This window comes from Microbacterium ureisolvens, from assembly GCF_019511645.1.
GTDB lineage: Bacteria > Actinomycetota > Actinomycetes > Actinomycetales > Microbacteriaceae > Microbacterium > Microbacterium ureisolvens_A.
Window position 1 is genome coordinate 54561 of the sequence record NZ_JAEUAX010000005.1, and the last position, 19498, is coordinate 74058.

Annotated in this window: 19 protein-coding genes and 1 pseudogene; 6 read left to right on the forward strand and 14 right to left on the reverse strand. The window is 72.1% G+C overall.

The features are described from left to right. Positions 1-44 precede the first annotated feature (44 nt). Positions 45-521, forward strand: a complete 477-nt coding sequence (locus tag JNB61_RS10435) for a hypothetical protein (RefSeq protein ID WP_220290454.1) — start codon at positions 45-47, stop codon at positions 519-521. Positions 522-698: 177 nt separating this feature from the next. Here JNB61_RS10435 and JNB61_RS10440 read toward each other — a convergent pair whose 3' ends face one another. The 5 genes from JNB61_RS10440 to JNB61_RS10460 form a co-directional block, all read right to left on the reverse strand. Beyond that, a complete protein-coding gene (locus tag JNB61_RS10440; RefSeq protein ID WP_220339576.1) occupies positions 699-1790 on the reverse strand; it encodes an alpha/beta hydrolase in 1092 nt (363 codons plus the stop codon). Between the two features lie 24 nt (positions 1791-1814). After that, a complete protein-coding gene (locus JNB61_RS10445; protein ID WP_220339577.1) occupies positions 1815-3188 on the reverse strand; it encodes an FAD-dependent oxidoreductase in 1374 nt (457 codons plus the stop codon). Positions 3189-3274: 86 nt separating this feature from the next. After that, positions 3275-4330 carry a polyprenyl synthetase family protein gene (locus JNB61_RS10450; protein ID WP_220290459.1) on the reverse strand — a complete coding sequence of 352 codons (1056 nt, stop codon included), beginning with the start codon at positions 4328-4330 and terminating at the stop codon, positions 3275-3277. 55 nt (positions 4331-4385) lie between these two features. Continuing rightward, positions 4386-5120, reverse strand: coding sequence for a demethylmenaquinone methyltransferase (locus tag JNB61_RS10455; protein ID WP_220290469.1), 735 nt, complete (start codon positions 5118-5120; stop codon positions 4386-4388). 10 nt (positions 5121-5130) lie between these two features. Beyond that, entirely contained in the window at positions 5131-5769 is a 639-nt protein-coding gene (locus tag JNB61_RS10460; protein ID WP_308289209.1) for a DUF402 domain-containing protein, read from the reverse strand. A gap of 113 nt (positions 5770-5882) precedes the next feature. Here JNB61_RS10460 and JNB61_RS10465 point away from each other — a divergent pair, with 113 nt between their 5' ends. Further along, the gene (locus JNB61_RS10465; RefSeq protein WP_308291250.1) at positions 5883-7181 is read left to right on the forward strand and encodes an isochorismate synthase; all 1299 of its coding nucleotides are present in this window, start codon (positions 5883-5885) and stop codon (positions 7179-7181) included. 82 nt (positions 7182-7263) lie between these two features. On the opposite strand, the gene JNB61_RS10470 is transcribed toward JNB61_RS10465, so the two are convergent. The 6 genes and pseudogenes from JNB61_RS10470 to JNB61_RS10495 form a co-directional block, all read right to left on the reverse strand. Further along, complete coding sequence (locus JNB61_RS10470; RefSeq protein WP_220339578.1) at positions 7264-7947, reverse strand: hypothetical protein; 684 nt, start codon at positions 7945-7947, stop codon at positions 7264-7266. Between the two features lie 22 nt (positions 7948-7969). Beyond that, positions 7970-8155: pseudogene (locus tag JNB61_RS20645) on the reverse strand (permease prefix domain 1-containing protein); the annotation flags it as partial. Further along, positions 8152-8505 (reverse strand): PadR family transcriptional regulator, encoded by a 354-nt coding sequence (locus JNB61_RS10480; RefSeq protein WP_159842254.1) that lies wholly within the window; start codon positions 8503-8505, stop codon positions 8152-8154. The pseudogene JNB61_RS20645 and the gene JNB61_RS10480, both read right to left, overlap by 4 nt. Before the next feature lie 132 nt (positions 8506-8637). After that, complete coding sequence (locus JNB61_RS10485; protein ID WP_220339579.1) at positions 8638-9501, reverse strand: polyphosphate kinase 2 family protein; 864 nt, start codon at positions 9499-9501, stop codon at positions 8638-8640. A gap of 26 nt (positions 9502-9527) precedes the next feature. Then, on the reverse strand, positions 9528-11351 hold the full coding sequence (menD, locus tag JNB61_RS10490) for a 2-succinyl-5-enolpyruvyl-6-hydroxy-3-cyclohexene-1-carboxylic-acid synthase (protein WP_220290478.1): 1824 nt from the start codon (positions 11349-11351) through the stop codon (positions 9528-9530). Position 11352: 1 nt separating this feature from the next. Continuing rightward, positions 11353-11847: a PLDc N-terminal domain-containing protein gene (locus JNB61_RS10495; protein ID WP_159842248.1), complete on the reverse strand. Its 495-nt coding sequence runs from the start codon at positions 11845-11847 to the stop codon at positions 11353-11355. A gap of 103 nt (positions 11848-11950) precedes the next feature. Between JNB61_RS10495 and JNB61_RS10500 the strand changes: the two genes are divergently transcribed. After that, positions 11951-12259 (forward strand): DUF4229 domain-containing protein, encoded by a 309-nt coding sequence (locus tag JNB61_RS10500; protein WP_220290480.1) that lies wholly within the window; start codon positions 11951-11953, stop codon positions 12257-12259. Positions 12260-12379: 120 nt separating this feature from the next. Here JNB61_RS10500 and JNB61_RS10505 read toward each other — a convergent pair whose 3' ends face one another. Then, positions 12380-13363, reverse strand: coding sequence for a 1,4-dihydroxy-2-naphthoate polyprenyltransferase (locus JNB61_RS10505; protein WP_220290482.1), 984 nt, complete (start codon positions 13361-13363; stop codon positions 12380-12382). Between the two features lie 88 nt (positions 13364-13451). On the opposite strand from JNB61_RS10505, the gene JNB61_RS10510 reads away from it, so the two are divergent. Next, positions 13452-13835 (forward strand): VOC family protein, encoded by a 384-nt coding sequence (locus JNB61_RS10510; protein WP_159842242.1) that lies wholly within the window; start codon positions 13452-13454, stop codon positions 13833-13835. A gap of 13 nt (positions 13836-13848) precedes the next feature. Here the strand turns inward: JNB61_RS10510 and JNB61_RS10515 are convergent, their stop codons facing one another. Together JNB61_RS10515 and JNB61_RS10520 are read right to left on the reverse strand one after the other, a co-directional pair. Continuing rightward, positions 13849-15003, reverse strand: a complete 1155-nt coding sequence (locus tag JNB61_RS10515) for an AMP-binding protein (protein ID WP_220339580.1) — start codon at positions 15001-15003, stop codon at positions 13849-13851. A gap of 13 nt (positions 15004-15016) precedes the next feature. Beyond that, positions 15017-15931: a 1,4-dihydroxy-2-naphthoyl-CoA synthase gene (locus JNB61_RS10520; protein ID WP_220339581.1), complete on the reverse strand. Its 915-nt coding sequence runs from the start codon at positions 15929-15931 to the stop codon at positions 15017-15019. 76 nt (positions 15932-16007) lie between these two features. On the opposite strand from JNB61_RS10520, the gene JNB61_RS10525 reads away from it, so the two are divergent. Both JNB61_RS10525 and JNB61_RS10530 read left to right on the forward strand, forming a co-directional pair. Continuing rightward, entirely contained in the window at positions 16008-16553 is a 546-nt protein-coding gene (locus JNB61_RS10525) for a hypothetical protein (RefSeq protein ID WP_159842236.1), read from the forward strand. A gap of 1 nt (position 16554) precedes the next feature. Further along, entirely contained in the window at positions 16555-19482 is a 2928-nt protein-coding gene (locus tag JNB61_RS10530) for an ATP-binding cassette domain-containing protein (RefSeq protein ID WP_220339582.1), read from the forward strand. The last annotated feature ends 16 nt before the right edge of the window (positions 19483-19498 follow it).

The following is a 19498-nucleotide window of genomic DNA, read 5'->3' on the forward strand; positions in this document are numbered from 1 at the left end:
CGTTGCTCCTCGGTGGCGGTGGAAACCGACCCTACACTCGGGCCATGCGCTTCCTCCGGGCCGTGTTGTCGGCCGTCGTCGCGACCCTGCCGGTGCTGATCGTCCTGCTGATCCCCTCGCTCGTGCGCAGCGACGTCGAGGGGGACTCCGCCGCCGGAGTCGGAACCGCGATCCTCAATGCCGCGTTCCTCGCGGCGATCATCCTGATTCCGAGGGTGAACGGGTGGCTCGACCCCGAGGTGCCCGACTGGACGTCGTCGACGGCGATGGCCGCGACCGCCCGGGTGTGGCGCAGCCGCATCTGGCTCGCGCTTCTCACGGTGCTGGCGCTGCTGGCCGTCCTCGCCGCGGGCCAGACCGCGGCGTACCTCATGAGTCGGAGCGCGCCGGCGGTCACCGACGGCGCCCTCGACTACAGCCGGTTCCTCGCGCAGGAGCTCGTCGTGTACCTGCTCGGATACGTGCTGTCGCTCACGACGTACGTGCTCCTCATGCGCACGCTCGCCCGCCGCGCGGAGTGACCCGCGGGTCTCGGCGACGACCCCGGCCCGGCAACGATAAAGGCCCCGGGTGCTGGGGACACCCGGGGCCTGTCGTCGTCTGCTCTCGCATCACCAACCCCCCGGTTAGCGGCGCGTGACGACGGATGGGAAGGATTCTTGGGGAGGGCCTTCCCTGAGATGCTGGGGACATCTCCCCTACAGCTTAACCCGACTGTCTACAAGAGCGCTGTCCCCTCTTCGGGGGACATCCGCGTCCGGTGCGACGTACGCGCGAGCCCATCGGTCGAGAGCATCGTACGCGATCGCGCGAGAGACCGGGCGTGAGAGGAAGACGTCGTGGATGGCGCCGTCGACCCGGGCGATCGTGACGAGCGCGCCGATCCTGGTCGACGCTCGGGCGATGTCGTCGACCACGAGCACGGAGTCCGTCGAGATCATGGACTCCTTCCACGACAGCGGCATGGTCGAGGCCGCCGACAGCAGCACCAGCGCCGGGCATCCGATGTCGACACCGGCCGCGACGCGGCGGTGCCCATCCATCACGGCCGACAGCCATCCCGGAGCGGTCGGGAAGCCGCGGTCGGGCCGCCACAGCGTGCGGTGCTCGTCCTGCGGCAGCGAGCCGATCCGGTCCTGCGCTCGCGTGTAGAACCCGAAGTCGACGGCGGGCTGCGTCCCGCGCGGATCCAGCCTCGCCCGCATGTCCACCAGGGGTGCCAGCGCCTGGCGGCCGAGGGTGCCGAGCTGGAGTTCAAGCCATGGGCTGTTGAGCACGACCGCGTGCGCGCGGCCGGGGTGACGGTCGGCCCAGAGGGTGAGCGTGAGACCGCCCGTCGAGTGACCCATCAGCACGAGCTTGCGGCGGCCCGCGCGCGCGTCCGGCTCCGCCGAGAGGCCCTGTTCGGCGGGCTCCGCCGCGTGTCCCATCGCCTGCAGTGCCGCCGCGATGTCGACGTCATAGTCCTCGAGGGAGTCGATGTACCCGGGCGCCTGCCCGTCACGCAGGCTCCGGCCGTATCGGCGCAAGTCGAGGGCGTAGAAACGCGCGCCGCGACCCGTCCAGAAGCGCGCGAGCTCACGCTGGAAGAAGTAGTCCGACCAGCCGTGCACGTACAGCACGTCGACATCGCGCAGCGGGGCGAACAGCGTCAGGAGAGGATTCGGGATGCTGCGCACCAGCGTCGCGACCAGCGGCCCGTGCTCGCCGTCCACGCCGAGCGGCAGCGTCAGCTGCTCGAACGGCTTCCCGAGGATGTCGGGGACCCATGTGAGGGATGGCCCGGCCATGCCCCTCAGCCTAAGGGCGAGCGGTCACTCGCCCCGGGAGATCGTCACCATCTCGTCGCGGGGCACGACCTTGATGCGCGCCCGCTCCTGGCGTGCGCCCAGCGCCATCTCGTGCTCGTCGAGGCGGTGCCAGCCGTCGAGGTCGGTCCACGCCACCCCGCGCTCGGCGAGCAGGGCGGGGATGGCGGCTTCCGACGGATCGGCCGGCTGCCACCACGTGCCCTGATCGTTGATGAGGTGACGGACGGTCTCCATCGCGTCGGACTTGGTGTGGCCGATGAGGCCCACGGGTCCGCGCTTGATCCAGCCGGTGGCGTACACGCCGTTGACGCGCTGGTTCGAGTCCTTGCTGAGCACCTGACCCTCGCGGTTCGGGATGACGCCGTGGCGCTTGTCGAACGGCACGCCCGGCAGGGGCGATCCGAAGTAGCCGACGGCACGGTACAGCGCCTGAATCGGCACCTCGCGCAGCTCGCCCGTGCCGACGACGCCGCCCTCCCCGTCGGGGCGGGTGCGCTCGTAGACGAGAGCGCACACCCGGCCCTCGGCATCCGTCTTCACCTCGATCGGCTTGGCGTAGAAGTGCAGGTGCAGGCGGCGCGACGCCGTGCCGCCGTTGTTGTTGACCGAGTCGCGCTTTCGCCAGGACTGCAGCACACGGTCGATCACCATGACCTGCTTGTTGCTCGCGATGGCGGCGCGCGCCGCGTCGTCGTAGTCGAAGTCCTCGTCGTAGACGACCATGTCGACGTCACGGAGTTCGCCGAGCTCGCGCAGCTCGAGGGGCGTGAACTTGACGTTCGCGGGGCCGCGACGGCCGAACACGTGCACGTCGGTGACCTTCGAGGCTGCCAGGCCCCGGTGCACGTTGTCGGGGATCTCGGTCGGCAGCAGGTCCTCCGCGTGCTTGGCCAGCATGCGCGACACATCGAGTGCGACGTTCCCGTTGCCGATGACGGCGACGGATGCTGCGTCCAGCGGCCACTCGCGCGGCACATCGGGGTGCCCGTCGAACCAGCTCACGAAGTCGGCGGCGCCGTAGGATCCGACGGCGTCGATGCCGGGGATGTCGAGGTCGGTGTCGCGGATCGCGCCGGTGGCGAAGATGACCGCGTTGTAGTGGTGCTTGAGGTCTTCGAGGGTGATGTCCTCGCCGAAGCGGACGTTGCCGAAGATGCGGATGTCGCCACGGTCGAGCACCTCGCGAAGCGCCGTGATGATGCCCTTGATGCGGGGGTGGTCGGGGGCGACCCCATAGCGGACCAGCCCGTACGGCGCGGGCAGCTGCTCGAACAGGTCGATCGACACGTCGAACTTGCGCTCGGCCTTCAGCAGGATGTCGGCGGCGTAGATGCCTGCCGGTCCTGCGCCGACGATCGCCAGCCGGAGCTTGGTCATTGTGGTCCTTTCGGGCGTTTTCTCTCGCGCGTTCCTCGTTCGCGGGACGGCCGGGGCGGCGGAGGCGAAGGGAACGCGGACGGGGATCAACTGGAGCGGTCGGCGACGGCCTGGGCGAACCGGGTGAGGGCCTCCCGCACGGCGCCGTCGGGCAAGGGCTCGAGCGCCTCTATCGCCTCGGTCGACCACGCGTTGGCGAGGTCGAGGGTCGCCTGCGTGGCCTCGTGGTCGCGCAGCTGCGCCAGCGGCTCGTCGAGGATCGCGGGATCGGCACCGTCGGCGATGCGCGCGACACCGTCGTCGATGCGTTCGCGCAGTTCGAGGGACGCAGCATCCGTCCGCTGTCCGAGCACGAGGTAGGGCATGGTCGGCACGCCCGCGCGGAGGTCGGTGCCGGGCACCTTGCCGGTCTCGTCCGGATCGGCCGACAGGTCGATGACGTCGTCGAGGAGCTGGAACGCGACGCCGGCCTTCTCGCCGAACGTCACCATCGGCTGCTCGAACTCCTTGGGCCCGTTCGAGAAGACGATGCCCGACTGCGCTGCCGCCGCGATGAGGGAGCCCGTCTTGTCGGAGAGCACCTGGAGGTAGAACGCGACGCGATCGTCGTCGTCCGATGGGCCCACGGTCTCGTGCATCTGCCCGAGGACGAGTCGCTCGAACGTGTCGGCCTGCAGCTGAATGGCCTCGTCACCGTGTCGCGCCATGATCTGGCTCGCGCGCGAGAACAGCAGGTCGCCCGTGAGGATCGCGATGCTGTTGCCCCACACGGCGTGGGCACTGGGGACACCGCGGCGCTTGTCGGCGGCATCCATCACGTCGTCGTGGTACAGCGAACCGAGGTGCGTCATCTCGAGAGCGGTCGCGGCGTCGATCACCTCGTCCGTCGCGCCGTCGCCCAGCTGAGCGGTCAAGAGCGCCAGCATCGGGCGGATGCGCTTGCCGCCGGCGTCGTAGAGGTAGCGACTCGTGGCGTCGGCGAGTGTGTCGGCGACGCGCAGCTCACGCTCGAGCGCGCTGTCGACGCGCTTGAGGCCCGCCTCGACGGTCTTGAGCAGGCTGCGCGATCGCGCGCCCGCAAAGATGCGGTCGGTGAGGCCCAGCTTGCCCGCGATATGCGAGCCCGGCGCTGTCGGTGTCACGCCCCCAGCCTACCGGGGGCGCGTTTCGTCGCGCTCCGTCCGGCGACGAGGGCCGCTAGGCCTGGGGTTTCGTGGCTCGATGCAGGGCGACGATGCCCATCGACAGGTTGCGGTGGGCGACGTCGGTCCAGCCCGCCTGGCGGATCCACGCCGAGAGCGTGCGCTGGTCGGGCCAGTCGCGGATCGACTCGTTGAGGTAGTCGTATGCCTCCGCGTTCGAGCTCACGGTCTTCGCGACGACAGGCAGCACGCGGTCGTTGTAGAAGCGATAGAGGCCGTTGAAGGCCTTCGACGGCGGATGCGAGAACTCGCAGACCACGAGGCGGCCGCCGGGCTTCGTGACACGCAGCAGCTCGCTGAGCGCCTTCTTCGGCTCGTTGACGTTGCGCAGCCCGAACGACATCGTGACGGCGTCGAACTCGTCGTCGCCGAACGGCAGGTCGGTCGCGTCGGCCTGCACGAAGGAGAGATGGGGGATCCCGCTGTGCCGGCGCCGGCCCTCGGCGATCATTCCGGGCGAGAAGTCGGCGGCGACGACCGTGGCGCCCCGGCCCGCGAGGGCGACGCTCGAGGCGCCCGTGCCCGCGGCGAGGTCGAGGATGCGCTGCCCGGGCCGAGGGTTCACCGCGCGCGTGGTCGCGGCGCGCCAGAAGCGGTCGTTGCCCATGCTCAGCACGGTGTTGGTGCGGTCGTAGCCGGGCGCGACCTGGTCGAACATGCCGCTCACGCGCGACGGGTCCTTGTGCAGGTCGGCGCGGTTCGGCTCGTGATCGGAGGGGTGGGATGCCACGGCTCCGAGTCTAGGCGGCGGTTCCGCCTCCGCCGGGGCCGGTGTCGCCCGCGCCCGCGAAGAAGACCGGCGGCGGCGGTGCCACACCGTCGTGGGCGGCGAGACGGGTGAGCCACGCGTCCGGGGTCGCGTCGTCGAACGGCGCCTCGGCGGCCGCGACGCGCCGCTCGAGGTCGACGGCGAGCGCCTCGAGCCTTTCGACGAGATCGAGCGGGTAGCCGTACGCTACACGGTGCTCGTCCCATTCGTCGCGGTCGTCGATGAACAGCCCGCGCCCATCGACCGCCTTCAGGACGTCGAGGTCCATGTCGATCCCGCGGGGCTCTCGGCCTTCCCACCGGACGTCCCACGCGATGTCGATGTAGATGCGCACGCGTCGCGGGGTGCCGTGCACCGTCATCGCGTAGTCGCCGGTCGGCGGGATGAGGGTGACGTTGGGCCCGTCGGCGAGGAACTCCAGCCCCGGGCGGACGTTCCGCCAGCCGGAGGGCTGGCCGACCCAGTCGCCCCAGCGGTCGCTCCCCAGGTAGATGCAGTCGTTGACCCAGTGAGGGCCGCCGTCCCACTTGCGCCACCGGAACTGGAGCGGGGCTCCGGGCTCGGGGCGGACGGAATCCGCGCGGCCTGCGCGGTGCATCGGGGTCGGCACCCGCCCCAGTGTAGGGCTGCATCAGCCCCGCGCCCTCGTCGAGGGTGCGCACGCCGGCCGATGGCGGACGGCGACCGGCCTCCGCGCGGGATCGGCGAGTCTAGGCTGGAGTCGTGACATCTTCGCACCGCCCGCCTGAGCTGGTGGTCGAGACCCGCGAGATCGAGCACGTCGACGACCTCCTCGCCTACGCCTCACCTGACGAGCCTCTCGCCTGGCTGCGCCGCGGCGACGGCATCGTCGGCATCGGCCAGCTGGGCGGGTACGAGCGCGGACCCCACTCCGCCCCGGGCATCGATCCGGCCACCCTGCCGTCGGCGGCGGAGACCTGGCGTCAGATCGCCGCGACCGCGGAGGTCGACGACCCCGTCGGGCTCCCGGGAACCGGCCTGGTCGCGTTCGGCGCGCTGGCCTTCGACGAGAGGTCGTCGGCCACGAGCCGCCTCGTGATCCCGCAGGCGGTGGTCGGCCGCCATCGCGGACGCTCGTGGATCACCCGCATCCGCCGCATCGCGGCCGAGATCGACGACGCCGTCGTGGAGCCCAGGCCGTACGGCCCGTACTGGTCGGCCACGCTCGGTCCGGGCACCCTCGATCCCGCCGGGTACCAGGCCGCAGTGCGCGAGGCCGTGGCCGCGATCGTGCGCGGTGAGCTCGAGAAGGTCGTCCTCGCACGCGACCTCGTGGGCACCATCCCCGTCGGCGCCGACCTGCGCCGCCTCGTCCGAGCCCTCGCCGACGACTACCCCGACACCTGGACCTTCGCGGTCGACGGACTCATCGGCGCGAGCCCCGAGACCCTGGTGACAGCCTCCCGCGGCGTCGTGACCGCGCGGGTGCTCGCCGGGACGATCCCGCGCGGAACCGACGCGCACGACGACACCGAGGCATCCACCGCCCTCGCGCACAGCACCAAAGACCTCGACGAGCACCGCTACGCCGTGCAGAGCGTGCTCGCGACGCTGCGCCCGCATGTCAGCCACCTGCGCGCCGACCCCGAGCCGTTCACGCTGAAGCTCCCGAACCTGTGGCACCTCGCGACGGACGTCGCGGGTGACCTCGCCGACCACGCGTCGGCCCTCGATCTGGTCGCCGCGCTGCACCCCACCGCAGCGGTGGCGGGGACGCCGACGGCCGCCGCACTCGAGCTGATCCACCGGCTGGAGCCGTTCGACCGGGGCCGCTACGCCGGTCCGGTGGGCTGGGTCGACGGCGACGGGAACGGCGAGTGGGCGATCGCTCTGCGCTGCGCGCAGATCGGCGGGCCGCCGCCGCGCAACGTCGCTGCGTACAGCGCGACGATCCCGGTCGTCGCCCACGCGGGAGCCGGGATCGTCGCCCAGAGCAACCCCGACAAGGAGCTGCTCGAGACCCGGGTGAAGTTCCGACCGATCGTCGACGCGCTGGCGTGAGGCGGCGCCGGGTCGCGATCGCTCGCATCCCTTCGTGCGGATGGGTTGTTGAGGGACCGGGCGGCGCGCCGCCGCCCGGTTTTCAGGACTTCTTGTCGGGGCTGAAGAGCATGCGGGCGAGAACGAGCATCATGACGGCGAACCCGCCGACGAAGGCGAGCGGCGCCCACCACCAGCCGACGGTGAAGACGAGCACGGCGATGACGGCGAACGTCACGAGCCAGATGACCGCGGTGTAGATGCCGAAGCGCGCAGCGACCTCGGGTTCGCGCTCGAAGCGGTTGGGCGGTTCGCTCGTGCGAGCCTGCCGCGTCCATGCCTTGTGGCGATTCGTCTGGCTCGCACCGAGGAACGCGAACAGGATGATCGACGCGATGATCCCGAGCGCCGCGAACACGACGGCCCACACCGGCAGGGAGCCGAACGCCACGAGAGCGGCGAAGCCGAGGCCGAACGCGCCCAGGAAGGTCGCGAGGGCGAAACCCGCGGCGCGGGACTGCGGCATCGGGTGGTTCGTCGTGGTCTCCTGCGACAGGGAGTCGCCGACCAGGAGCCCGAGCGCGGTCGATGCGAGACTGAAGAACGCGATCTGCCCGCCGAGCGCGATGGGAACCACGCCCGCGGCGCTGAGGATGCCCAGCGTGATGCCGACCACCGCGGCGATCGACCACACGACGGCGCGCACGACGAAGCCGGGCTTCGGACGCACGCGGTGGCGCTGCTGCAGAGCGGCATAGCCGTTCGCGTTCGGCCGGGGGCGCAGCATCCGTCGTCTCGTCGAGAAGGATCCGCACGTCGCCGAGTTCGGCGATCGCCCGCTGCGCGGCGTCGGCCGGCGCCACCCCCGCGGCCTCGAGCTCGTCGGTGCGGGCGACGAGGTTCGCGCGTACCTCCTCCTTCAGGTCCTGCGCGTCGGGGGTCATGTCGATGCCCTGGAACGCCTCGTCGAGAAGGCGATGGATGTCGGTGTTCATTGCTGGCTCTCCTTCACGTCGAGCAGTGAGTCGATGATGCGCCGGGTCGCCGTCCACGCCGCGACGTTGCCGCGGAAGACGGCGCGGCCCGCGTCGGTGATGCGGTAGTACTTGCGGCGGCCGCCCTGCGACTCGTCGCCCCAGTACGACTCGACGAGCCCGTCCTTCTCGAGGCGGCGGTACGTGGCGTACAGAGTCGCCTCCTTGATCTCGTGCTCGCCACCGGTCGCTTCGCGGATCGCCTTGTAGATCTCGAAGCCGTACGCGTCGCCGCGCCGCAGCACGCCGAGCACGATCGTGTCGGTGTGGCCGCGCAGCAGGTCGGCCGCGAACGCGTCGTCCTTTGTCATGTCGAGTACTGTATCAGATAAAGTACCTGTGGGCATCAACTACTCTGCGAGCTCGGCCACCCGCCACCGGCACGATGAACGCCTCCCCGTCGAGGGTTCGGCGGGGAGGCGTTCGGTGTGATCGGCAGCGGGTCAGGTGGCGGCGAGTCGCAGCTTCTCGGCTTCGACGTCGAACGTCGCCTTCGGCCACTGCGGGTCGATGTCCTCGAGCGCCTCGAGCAGCAGGTTCTGGACGGCGAGGCGGCCGTACCACTTGTGGTCGGCGGGCACGACGAACCACGGCGCGTGCTCGGTCGAGGTGCGCTCGAACACGGTCTGGTACGCCGCCATGTACTGCGGCCACAGCGCGCGCTCGTCGACGTCGGTCGGGTTGTACTTCCAGTGCTTGTCGAGGCGGTTCAACCGGCGCATCAGGCGCTTCTTCTGCTCGTTCGGCGAGATGTGCAGCATCACCTTGACGACGCTCGTGCCGGAATCGGTCAGCTGACGCTCGAAGTCGTTGATCGCCGCGTAGCGACGCTCGATCTCCTGCTCCGGCGCGAGCCGGCGCACCCGGGCGATGAGAACGTCCTCGTAGTGCGAGCGGTCGAAGACGCCGATCATGCCCGAGACGGGAAGGCGCTGCTTCACCCGCCACAGGAAGTCGTGCTTCAGCTCCTCCTCCGTGGGCTTCTTGAACGCCGAGAGCACGATGCCCTGCGGGTCCACCGACCCCACGACGTGGCGGATGATGCCGCCCTTTCCGGCGGAGTCCATCGCCTGCAGCACCAGCAGCACGGATGCGTTCGTCGCGTCCACCCGGCTGCGGGCGTAGAGGCGCTCCTGGTACTCGTCGAGTTCGGCGGCCCCCGCCTGCAGGTCGTCTGCCGCGTGCGCCTTGTCTTTCTCGTATCCCGGTGTCGAGCGGGTGTCGACGTCGGCGAGGACGAAGCCCTCGCGGACCCGGAGGAGATCGGCGACGTCGCCGCTCCAGTGCTTCTGACTCGAGGCGATCATTCAGCCATCATGGCGGATGCCTCGGCTCAGCGCTCGAGCGGAACCTCGATGAGCTGCCGCCCGCTGACCGGCGATGTGAGCGCCTGGTCGAGGGCCGCGCGCGTCGTGACGCGGTGGTACTCCCAGCCGTAGGCGAGCGCGAGCTGCTCGAGGCGCACGGTGTGGGGGGTGAGGAGCACCCGGTCCATGACCTCGGCGCCCGCGACGGCCGCCACTTCGAGCCCGTCGAAGATCGTGCCGCCGCCGTCGTTGCCGACGATGAGCTGGATGCGCGGCTCGTCCTCGTGCGGCGGCAGCAGCATCGCGCCGGCGTCGTGCAGCAGCGCGAGGTCGCCGAGGATCACGCGCGTGACGCCCGCGCCCCCGCCCGACTGGCTCGCGAGTGCGATGCCGGTCGCCGTGGCGATCGTCCCGTCGATGCCGGCGAGCCCCCGGTTGGCGTGCACCGGCACCTTCTTGCCCCCGAGCACCTGGTCGGCCACGCGCACGAGCCGCGACGAGCCGAACACGAGGCGATCGTGGGGCCAGGTCGCACGCCACACGGCGTCGACGAGCGCGGCACGGTCGACGGGCGCGCGGATGACGCCGAGCTCCGCCGCGATCGCGCCGAGCCGCTCCCCCGGCACCGCCGACGAGAGGCCGTCGGCGTCCGGAGCCGGCGGCGTGAGGTCGACGGATGCTGCGCGCGACGCCTGCAGCCACGCCCCGAGCCATTCGCGGTCGGGGTCGCCGGTGGCGACGGCGACGCGGTCGGCGGCGAGCGTCGCGCCGTTGAGGTTGAGCGGCTCGCCCGGCCCGCGGACGGCGACGACCTCGATGTCGGGGTCGGACAGCAGCGCCGCGGTCTCGCGGCTGAGGGTCGGGTGGCCCAGCACGACGACGCGCTCGATGCGGCCGCCGAGCTGCGGGTCGCGCAGCAGCTCGCGGTAGCCGTGCACGAGGTGGCGCCCGAAGCGCGCACCGCTGACGATCTCGGCGACGAGCGGCCACGCGCCGACGTGGGCCAGCTCCTCCGCGTCGGGACCAGCGTCGGCGCCCGCCAGCACGACGGTGCGGGGGCCGCGCTCGAGCACGAACGGCGCGTCCTCCGGCTCGGTGGGGACGTCCGCCTCGCCGATTCCCCCACCGCCCTGATAGAGGGCGCCGGATGCCTCGTCCTCGGCGTCGGCCTCCACCGGGGGTCCGTCGGGGTCGTCGACCACCGCGGTCTCGAGCTCCGCGGCGGGCACGCCCATCCACGCGGGAAGGGCGCCCGACAGCGGCTCACGGTACGGCAGGTTCAGGTGCACCGGCCCCGGCGACCGCGTGCCCGCGCCCAGCGCGGCGGAGACGGCGTCCTCGGCGAGGAGCCGCAGCATCGCGCTCTGCTCGTGCGTGCCGTCCGGGTCGTGGTCCTCGGGCACCGGCACGTCGGCCTCCAGCCGCACGCTGGGCGCGAACATCCCGGGCTGGCGCGTCGTCTGGTTCGCCCCGACGCCGCGCAGCTCGGGCGGCCGGTCGGCGGTGAGCAGCAGCAGCGGAACACCGGCGTGATGGGCCTCGAGCGCGGCCGGCAGCAGGTTCGCCACGGCGGTGCCCGACGTGCAGACCACGGCCGCCGGCATCCGTGTCTCGCGTCCGATGCCGAGGGCGGTGAAACCCGCCACGCGTTCGTCGATGCGCACGTGGAGACGGATGGCGCCGCGCCGCTCGAGTTCTGCCGCGACCAGGGCGAGCGCCTGCGAGCGCGAGCCCGGGCTCAGCACGACGTGACGCACACCCAGTTCGACGAGCCGGCACAAGAGCGCGGCGGCGGCGTCGGTGGCGGGCGCGGAGTCGAACGCGCCGCCGGCGCTGTCGGAGTCGGTCACGTCAGCCGATGACTCCGCGCTGGCCGCGGGCGTCGTCGTCGCCGTCCGCGGGGCGGATCGGCGGCTTCGGCTGCGGAGGGGTTCCCGGCGTCGCGGTGCCGCCCGCGGCGGCGGTGCTGCCGGGTGCGGCGGTGTCGTCGGATGCCGCGGGGCCGGCCGGGGGGTTGTAGCGCGGGTCTTCGCCCTCGGCGTCGAGCTGCGCGAGCTCCTCCTCGAGGCGGCGGATGCGCTCGTCCTGGTCGCTGATCGTGCCGATGCGGCCGAGGAACTCGGGGTCGTCGTCGGGAGCCCGGCGAGTGGCGACGGACGACGCGCGACCGCGGCCCACGATCAGCCAGAGGAGGCCGCCCAGCACGGGCAGCAGCACGACGATCAGGATCCAGACGGGCTTGCTCACCCCGCGGTGGCGGGTCGGGGGCTGGACCGCGCAATCGACGATGGTGAAGACCCAGAACGCGGTCGCCACCAGGGCCAGAATCAGCAGCACCCGAGGCATCTTCCCATCCTAGGCGGGGCCGGACCCGCAGTGGGCGGTCGCGGGCGCTCCGTGACGCAACCGTCGCCGAAGCCGTCCCAGGGACGGAACGTAGGATGGATGGGTGAAAGCGCGCTCTGCCATCGTCTACTCGGTGCTGCGGCTGCTGGCGTTCCTCGTGCCGTTCGGCATCCTGATGCTGTTCCCGATCATGCGCGAGTACTACTGGCTCGCCGCCATCTTCGCCGCCCTCATCGGACTGAGCCTCTCGGTGCTGTTCCTGCGCAAGCCCCTCGACGACGTCACGTCGGGCCTCGCCGAACGCCGGGCGAAGGCTCGCGCCGCCGCCGGCGACGAAGAGGCGGAGGATGCGGCGGCCGACGCCGCCGCCCCCTCGACGCCCGAGAGCGAAGCGCCGGACTCCCGCGTCTGACGCCGGGAAACCTCAGCCACGCCGAGACACCGGGGCGGGGCTTCCCGTCCGCAGGCGGTTCCGCTTCCCGTCCGCAGGCGGTTCCTCGGTCCGGCGCAGGACTCGAGGGCGCGGCATCCGTCAGCCGATGAACGCCCACATGAGGAACGCGCCGTATGCGACCGACGTCAGTGAGGTGAGCCCAAGGGCCACGACGAGTTCCCGCGGGTCGCGGTACGTCCACACGATGAGGATCGCGGGCGCACCGGCCAGGAGGGCGAGCAGCGTCAGCCAGGCGATCGGGTAGCCGATCCACGCGAGGAACACGGCGATGGCGAACGCGATCAGAAGGAAGACCGTGAACAGCCAGCGCGTCGCGGTGCGGCCGATCAGCACGGTGAGCGTGCGCTTGCCGGCCTTGCGGTCCTGGTCGATGTCGCGCAGGTTGTTCGCGAGCAGCACCGCACACGCGATGAGGCCGACGCCGACGGCGCCGAACCAGGCCTCCTGCGGGAGGGCGAGCGCCTGCACCCACGTCGTGCCCAGCGTCGCGACGAGGCCGAAGAACACGAAGACGAAGAGCTCGCCGAGACCGTAGTAGCCGTACGGGCGCTTGCCACCGGTGTAGAACCACGCCGCGATGATGCACACGGCACCGACGGCGATGAGCCACCACTGCTGGGTGCGGATGGTGATCGCGAGTCCGGCGAGCGCGGCGATCACGAAGAACGCCAGCGCGACGATCAGCACGGTGCGCGGCTTCACCTTGCGGCCGGCCGTGAGTCGGGCAGGACCCACGCGGTGGTCGTCGGTGCCCCGGATGCCGTCGCTGTAGTCGTTGGCGTAGTTGACGCCGATCTGCAGCGACACCGACACGATGAGGCAGAAGAGCGCGATCACCCAGTGGAAGACGTCCACGACGAGGATCGCGGCGCCCGTGCCGACGAGGATGGGCGTGATCGCGAGCGGCAGGGTGCGCAGGCGCGCTGCGCCGATCCAGTCGCGGGCGGTGGGCTTCTCGACGTGCGCGGGGTCTCGCGAGACGTGCGCCTTCTGGGGGTTCCCGCGCGGCTGCTGCTTCTTGCGTCCGCCGGAGGTGCGCTTCTTGCTGGGGGTTCCTGCCACGAATGCACATCATAGGGGCCGAGCCGATGAAGTCCGCGCATCGGTCAAGCCCCTGTCGGGTGTCGCCTGCCGGGCCGAGGATGGGTCCATGCTGAGCATCGGATCCACCGTCCTCACCGTGGAGGACATCACCCGCGCCGGCGACTTCTGGCGCGCGGCCCTCGGCTACGTGAACCGCGACGAGCCGGGCGACGACTGGGTGATCCTCGACCCGCCGGGCAAGGCCGACTGGTCGGCTCCCGGCGCGAGCCTCGCGCTGTCGGTGACGGGCTACCCGCAGCACTATCCGCCGCGCATCCACCTCGACCTGTACGCCGAGGACCAGGCGGCCGAGGTCGAGCGCCTGCTCAGCCTCGGCGCGCGCGAGGTCGATTGGCACGACTACCCCGATGACGCCGACTGGATCGTGCTCGAAGACACCGAGGGAAACCGCTTCTGCGTCGTCGACACCGGGCCGTACCCGCTGGGCTGAAGCGCGTCCCGCCTCAGCGCAGCGACATCACCGCGCGGCGGATCGCCTCACGGTCGGGCTTGCCCGACGGCAGCGTCGCGAGCTCGTCGACCAGCACGAGCCGTGACGGCCGGGCGTGGGCGCCGATCTCAGCCTGCACGGCGGCGCGCGCCTCCTCGAGCTGGACGGATTCGCTCCGGCGCAGCGCCTCGCCCCGGGAGGCGACGACGACGGATGCCTCGCCCCACCGCTCGTCGGGAACCCCGACCACGACGGCGAATGCCAGGCCGGGGATCCCGCGCACGATCCGCTCGACCCGGTCGAGCGAGACGTTGATCCCGCCCGACACGATGACGTTGTCGATGCGGCCGCGCACGCGCAGGACGCCGTCCTCGATGAGTCCCGCGTCGCCGGTGCGGTACCAGCGGGAGCCGTCGCGATCGCGGAGGAACGCAGCATCCGTCCGTTCTTGGTCTCCGAGGTAGCCGTCGGCCAGGACGGGGCCGGAGACCTGCACCTCGCCGCGCTCGATGCGCAGCCGCACGTTGCCGAGGGCCACGCCGTCGTACACGCAGCCGCCGCTGGTCTCGGTGGAGCCGTACGTGCGAACGATGCGCGCCCCCGCAGCCTCGGCGCGCTCGAGCGTCGCGGCGGGGAGAGCTTGGCCTCCGACCAGGATGGTCTCGAACGAGCGCAGCGCGGTGACCACCGAAGGGTCGTGCTCAGCAGCGTCGAGGAGCTTGGAGAGCTGCGCCGGAACGAGCGACGTATAGCTGGGCACGCGCTGCCCGCCCTCGGTCGAGACCATCGTGAGCGCGGCGGCCGCGAACGCGTGCGGGGTGAACGCGCCCGAGAGGATCGCCGGCTCGCGGCCCTGGACCAGGGAGCGCACGAGCACCTGAAGCCCCGCGACGTAGCTCGCCGGCAGTGCCAGCAGCCACGCGCCGTCGCCGATGCGATCGGCCGTCGACATCGCGCTCGCGGTGAGCGCGTCGCGGCTGAGCACGACGCTCTTCGGGACCCCGGTGGAGCCCGAGGTCGTCACGACCACGGCGGTGCCCGCCCGCACCTCGCCGGGAAGCCCGCTCACCAGCCCGAGCGCGAGCGCCGGGCCCGCGCCGTGCAGCGCACCGCGGAGCCCCCGCAGGATCTCGCGGGGGTCGTCGCCGACGACGGGGACGAGCTTCATCGCGGGCGCCGCATCAGAAGTGCCACGGGTAGGGCGACCAGTCGGGGTCGCGCTTCTCGAGGAACGAGTCGCGGCCCTCGACCGCCTCGTCGGTGCCGTAGGCGAGGCGCGTCGCCTCGCCCGCGAACACCTGCTGGCCGACCAGGCCGTCGTCGACCGCGTTGAAGGCGAACTTGAGCATGCGGATCGCGGTGGGCGACTTGGTGAGGATCGTCCGGGCCATCGCCACGGCCTCGCGCTCGAGATCGGCGTGCGGCACGACCCGGTTCACCGCGCCCATCTCGTAGGCGCGCTCGGCGGAATACTCCTCGGCGAGGAAGAAGACCTCGCGCGCGAACTTCTGCCCGATCTGCCGGGCGAAGTAGGCCGAGCCGTACCCGGCGTCGAACGAGCCGACGTCGGCGTCGGTCTGCTTGAATCGGCCGTGCTCGGCGGAGGCGATCGAGAGGTCGCACACGACGTGCAGCGAGTGGCCGCCGCCCGCGGCCCACCCGGGGATCACGGCGATCACGACCTTGGGCATGAACCGGATGAGCCGCTGCACCTCGAGGATGTGGAGGCGCCCGGCGCGTGCCTGAGCCTCGCCGGGGACGGCCGTCTCGTCCTCGGAGTACTTGTAGCCGTCGCGCCCGCGGATGCGCTGGTCGCCCCCGGAGCAGAACGCCCAGCCGCCGTCCTTCGGGCTCGGCCCGTTGCCGGTGAGCAGCACCACGCCCACGCGCGGGTCCTGGCGGGCGATGTCGAGGGCGCGGTGCAGCTCGTCGACGGTGTGGGGGCGGAAGGCGTTGCGCACCTCCGGCCGGTCGAACGCGACGCGGGCGATGCGGCCGTCCTCTGAGACATGAGCGGTGATGTCGGTGTAGCCGCCGTCCGGCTGGCCGGGGGCCGGGTGCCATTCGCTGTCGTCGAAAAGTTCCGAAACGCTCACCCGGCCAGCCTACGGCGGCCTCCGCGCGGACGTCATGTGCAACCGGACACCCGGGGTCGGGGCCTAGCCTGGATCGGTGACTTCGACTCTTCGCGCCGTGGCGGCTGCCGCGGCATCCGCTGCCCTGCTGTTCGCCCTCGCCGCCTGTTCGTCCGACGCCCCGGCGGCGGCGCCCACGGCCTCTGAGACGCAGGCCGTCCAGGTCCTCGACGAGGCGTGCGCGGACGACGCCGGCATCACGGTGGCCGTCGACGCGTCGGCCCTCGAAGAGGACAGCAAGGCGTGGTGCATCGAGACCGATGAGACCCTTGCCGCCGCGGACGCGCTGACCCTCGTGGGCGTCGAGACCGAGGGCAACGTCGAGTTCGGCGACGACGCCGTGTGCCGCGTCAACGGCGTGCCCGCCGAAGATGTCGCGATCCCGGCCGAGGACGGCTCGGACTACTTCGAGACGTGCGAGGCGATGTCTCCGGCGTTCGCGTACTGGTCGATGTGGGTCAAGCCGGCCGGCGGCGAGTGGGGCTACGCGCAGGAGGGCATCTCGACCCTGGAACTGCAGCCGGGCGAGTCGCTCGAGCTGCTCTTCACCCTGCACGGCGAGCCGGCAGCGCCGACATCCTGACATGACGTTCCGACCCGGTCCCCTGCGAGCCGCGGCGATCCTCGCCGCAGGGTTCGTGGCAGCCCGGGTCGCGTACCGCATCCTCTTCCACGGCGCCGACGGCGACGGCTTCGTCCTGCTGGATCTTCCGGCGGTGCGACTGCCGTCGCCGTTCGCGCATGTGGTCCTGCTGGGCCCCGTCACGACCGACGGACTGTGGGATGCCGCGGCCAGCGCCCTGCCGATCGCCCTGGCGATCCTGGCGTTCGGGGTCGTGAACGCCGTCGTCGACCTGCATCGGGTCTTCGCGCGAGCCTCGCGACGCGGCCCCCTTCGCGGCATCGCCCGAGCGCTCGCGATCGCCGCGGCCACTCTTCCCTCCCTCGCCGACGGCGCCCGCGCGGTGCGGTTCGCCCAGCGCCTCCGCGGCGAGCGCGGCGGGGCACGGATGCTGCTGCCCCTGCTCGAGCGCACGCTCGAGCGCGCCGGGGCGGTGGCCGCGGCGCTCGAGCTGCGCGGCTTCGCCGGGCGCGGACTCGACGGGGACTGCCAGGCGCCCGTCGAGGCCGAGAGGGTGGAGATCGGGTTCGGTGACGGCGGGGCGGGACGAGGCATCCGTCTTCCCTCTTCGCTCGCGCTCGAGGCGGGCACGCTGACGCTCGTCGCAGGGTCGACCGGGTCGGGCAAGTCGACGCTGCTCCGCGCGATCTCGGGGCTGCACACGCACACGGACGGCGGCGGGATCACCGGGTCGATGCGGGTCGTCGGGCACGAGCGCGCGGCGGTGCCCCCGCGCGACCTCGCGCAGCGCGTGGGCGTGGTGCTGCAGCATCCGCGCGACGCGTTCGCCACCGAGCGCGTGCGCGATGAGATCGGGCTCTCGCTCGAGCTGCGCGGCGTCGCGCCCGTGATCGCCGCCTCCCGCGTGGCCGAGATCGCGGAACGCGTCGGCGTGACGGCGCTGCTCGATCGCCCCACGCGGGGGCTGTCGGCGGGAGAGGCGACACTGGTGGCGATCGCTGCCGCGATCGTCGAGCACCCCATTCTGCTGCTGGTCGACGAGCCGCTCGCCGACCTCGACGCCGGCGCCCGCGTGCGGATCGCCGGGCTGCTCGACACTCTCGCGCACGAGGCCGGGATGTGCGTCGTGGTAGCGGAGCACCGCGTCGAGGCGCTCACCGGGGTCGCCGACACGGTGCTGCGGATCGACGACGGCGTGGTGGGTGCCGTGGAGTCCCTGTCAGGTTCGGGGCGCATGGCGGACGTTCGGGGCGCGTCCCGTGCGCCCCGAACGTTCGGGACGCGCCCCGAACCGGCAGCAACCCGGGAGCGCGTGCTGCGCGCGCGCGGAGTCACCGTGCGCCACCGCGACACGGTGGCCGTGGCGGATGCCGACGTCGAGCTGTGGGCCGGCGAGATCGTCGCCCTCGTCGGACCCAACGGAGCCGGCAAGTCGAGCCTCCTCGGCGCGCTCGCGCTCCCCGGGCGTGGGATGGCGGTCGAGGCGAGCGGACGCGTGGCGCTGGTTCCGGATGCCTCGGACGACCTGTTCGTCTCCGACACCGTCGCGGCGGAGTGCCGCCGGGCGGATCGCCGGCCGGACCGCCGCGCGGACCGCCGGCCGGACCGCCGGGCGGATCGCCGCGACCCCGGCGCGGCGACGGGGACTGCGGTGCGGTTCGCCGGTTTCCTCGGGCTCGACCCCGATTCCCCCGCGTTCGCGGCGCGGATGGCGCAGCACCCGCGCGACCTCTCCGCGGGTGAGCGGCGCTGCCTCGCGCTGGCAATCCAGCTCGCGGGCTCGCCGCGCGTTCTCATGGTGGACGAGCCGACACGCGGCCTCGATCCCGCCGCCCGCGACATGGTCTGGGCCGCGCTGACCTCGCTCGCCGCGTCCGGCACCGCCGTGCTGGTCGCCTCGCACGAGCCCGACTTCAGCGCGCGCGCCGACCGCACCCTGGCGATGCGGGCGGGAGTGCTGGCCGCGGCATCCGTCCCCCTCCCGAATCGGGGTCTGTCCGCGCCGGCGACGAGGCGCGCCCCGTTCGCAACTCAGGATGAAAGGCGGGAACGTCGTCCCGCGGGTGCAGATGCTGCGAACAACCCTGAATTGCGAACAGGAGACACCGCTTCAGGCGATTCCCGCCTCCGCCTCGGCGGCCGTCTGCCGCTCCTCGCGCTCGCGGCCGCGAACCTCGTGGCGCTGGGGGCGTTCTGCTGGCCGCTCGTCGCGACGGCGGTGCCCGAGCAGGCATCCGCGGCCGTGCCGGTCGCGGCGCTGGCGCTCGTGCCGCTCGCCGCGCTCGTCGTCGTCGCGACGCTCGACGGCAGCGTCCGCTCAGCGCACATGCTCGCCCTCCTCGGCACGCTCGCCGCGATCGGCGCGGCGGTGCGCATCGCGGGCACCGGCGTCGGGGGCGTCGAGGCGGTGTTCATCCTGCTGATCCTCGCCGGCCGCGCGTACGGCGCGAGGTTCGGCATGCTCCTCGGCATGGCGACCATCGCCCTGTCCACCCTCATCACCGGCACGTTCGGCCCGTGGACCCCGTTCCAGATGTTCGCGTGCGCCTGGGTCGGCGCGATCGCAGGGGTCCTCCCCCGGCGCGCGACGCGCGCCGGGGAGATCGCGATGCTCAGCGTCTATGGCGTCGTCGCCTCGTACGCGTTCGGCCTCCTGATGAACCTGTGGTTCTGGCCGTTCGCCGTCGGCTACGGAACCGGCATCTCGTACGACGGCGGCGCGTCGCTGGAGGTGAACCTGTCCAGCTTCCTGCTCTACTCCCTCGTCACCTCGACCCTCAGCTGGGACACGCTCCGCGCGATCACCACGGTCATCGGACTTGTCGTGGTCGGTCGCCCGATCCTCGCGGCCCTGCGCCGCACCAAGCCGCTGGCGACACGCTCGCGCCCCGCGGGCGCGCGGCGAGAAAACGCCGCTGCCCTATCGTGAAGGGCCCGTGCGGCAT

Coding starts and splice junctions, on each gene's coding strand:
- JNB61_RS10435 (WP_220290454.1), top strand. CDS start 45: ATGCGCTTCCTCCGGGCCGTGTTGTCGGCCGTCGTCGCGACCCTGCCG.
- JNB61_RS10440 (WP_220339576.1), bottom strand. CDS start 1,790: ATGGCCGGGCCATCCCTCACATGGGTCCCCGACATCCTCGGGAAGCCG.
- JNB61_RS10445 (WP_220339577.1), bottom strand. CDS start 3,188: ATGACCAAGCTCCGGCTGGCGATCGTCGGCGCAGGACCGGCAGGCATC.
- JNB61_RS10470 (WP_220339578.1), bottom strand. CDS start 7,947: ATGCTGCGCCCCCGGCCGAACGCGAACGGCTATGCCGCTCTGCAGCAG.
- JNB61_RS10480 (WP_159842254.1), bottom strand. CDS start 8,505: ATGACAAAGGACGACGCGTTCGCGGCCGACCTGCTGCGCGGCCACACC.
- JNB61_RS10485 (WP_220339579.1), bottom strand. CDS start 9,501: ATGATCGCCTCGAGTCAGAAGCACTGGAGCGGCGACGTCGCCGATCTC.
- JNB61_RS10495 (WP_159842248.1), bottom strand. CDS start 11,847: ATGCCTCGGGTGCTGCTGATTCTGGCCCTGGTGGCGACCGCGTTCTGG.
- JNB61_RS10510 (WP_159842242.1), top strand. CDS start 13,452: ATGCTGAGCATCGGATCCACCGTCCTCACCGTGGAGGACATCACCCGC.
- JNB61_RS10515 (WP_220339580.1), bottom strand. CDS start 15,003: ATGAAGCTCGTCCCCGTCGTCGGCGACGACCCCCGCGAGATCCTGCGG.
- JNB61_RS10530 (WP_220339582.1), top strand. CDS start 16,555: ATGACGTTCCGACCCGGTCCCCTGCGAGCCGCGGCGATCCTCGCCGCA.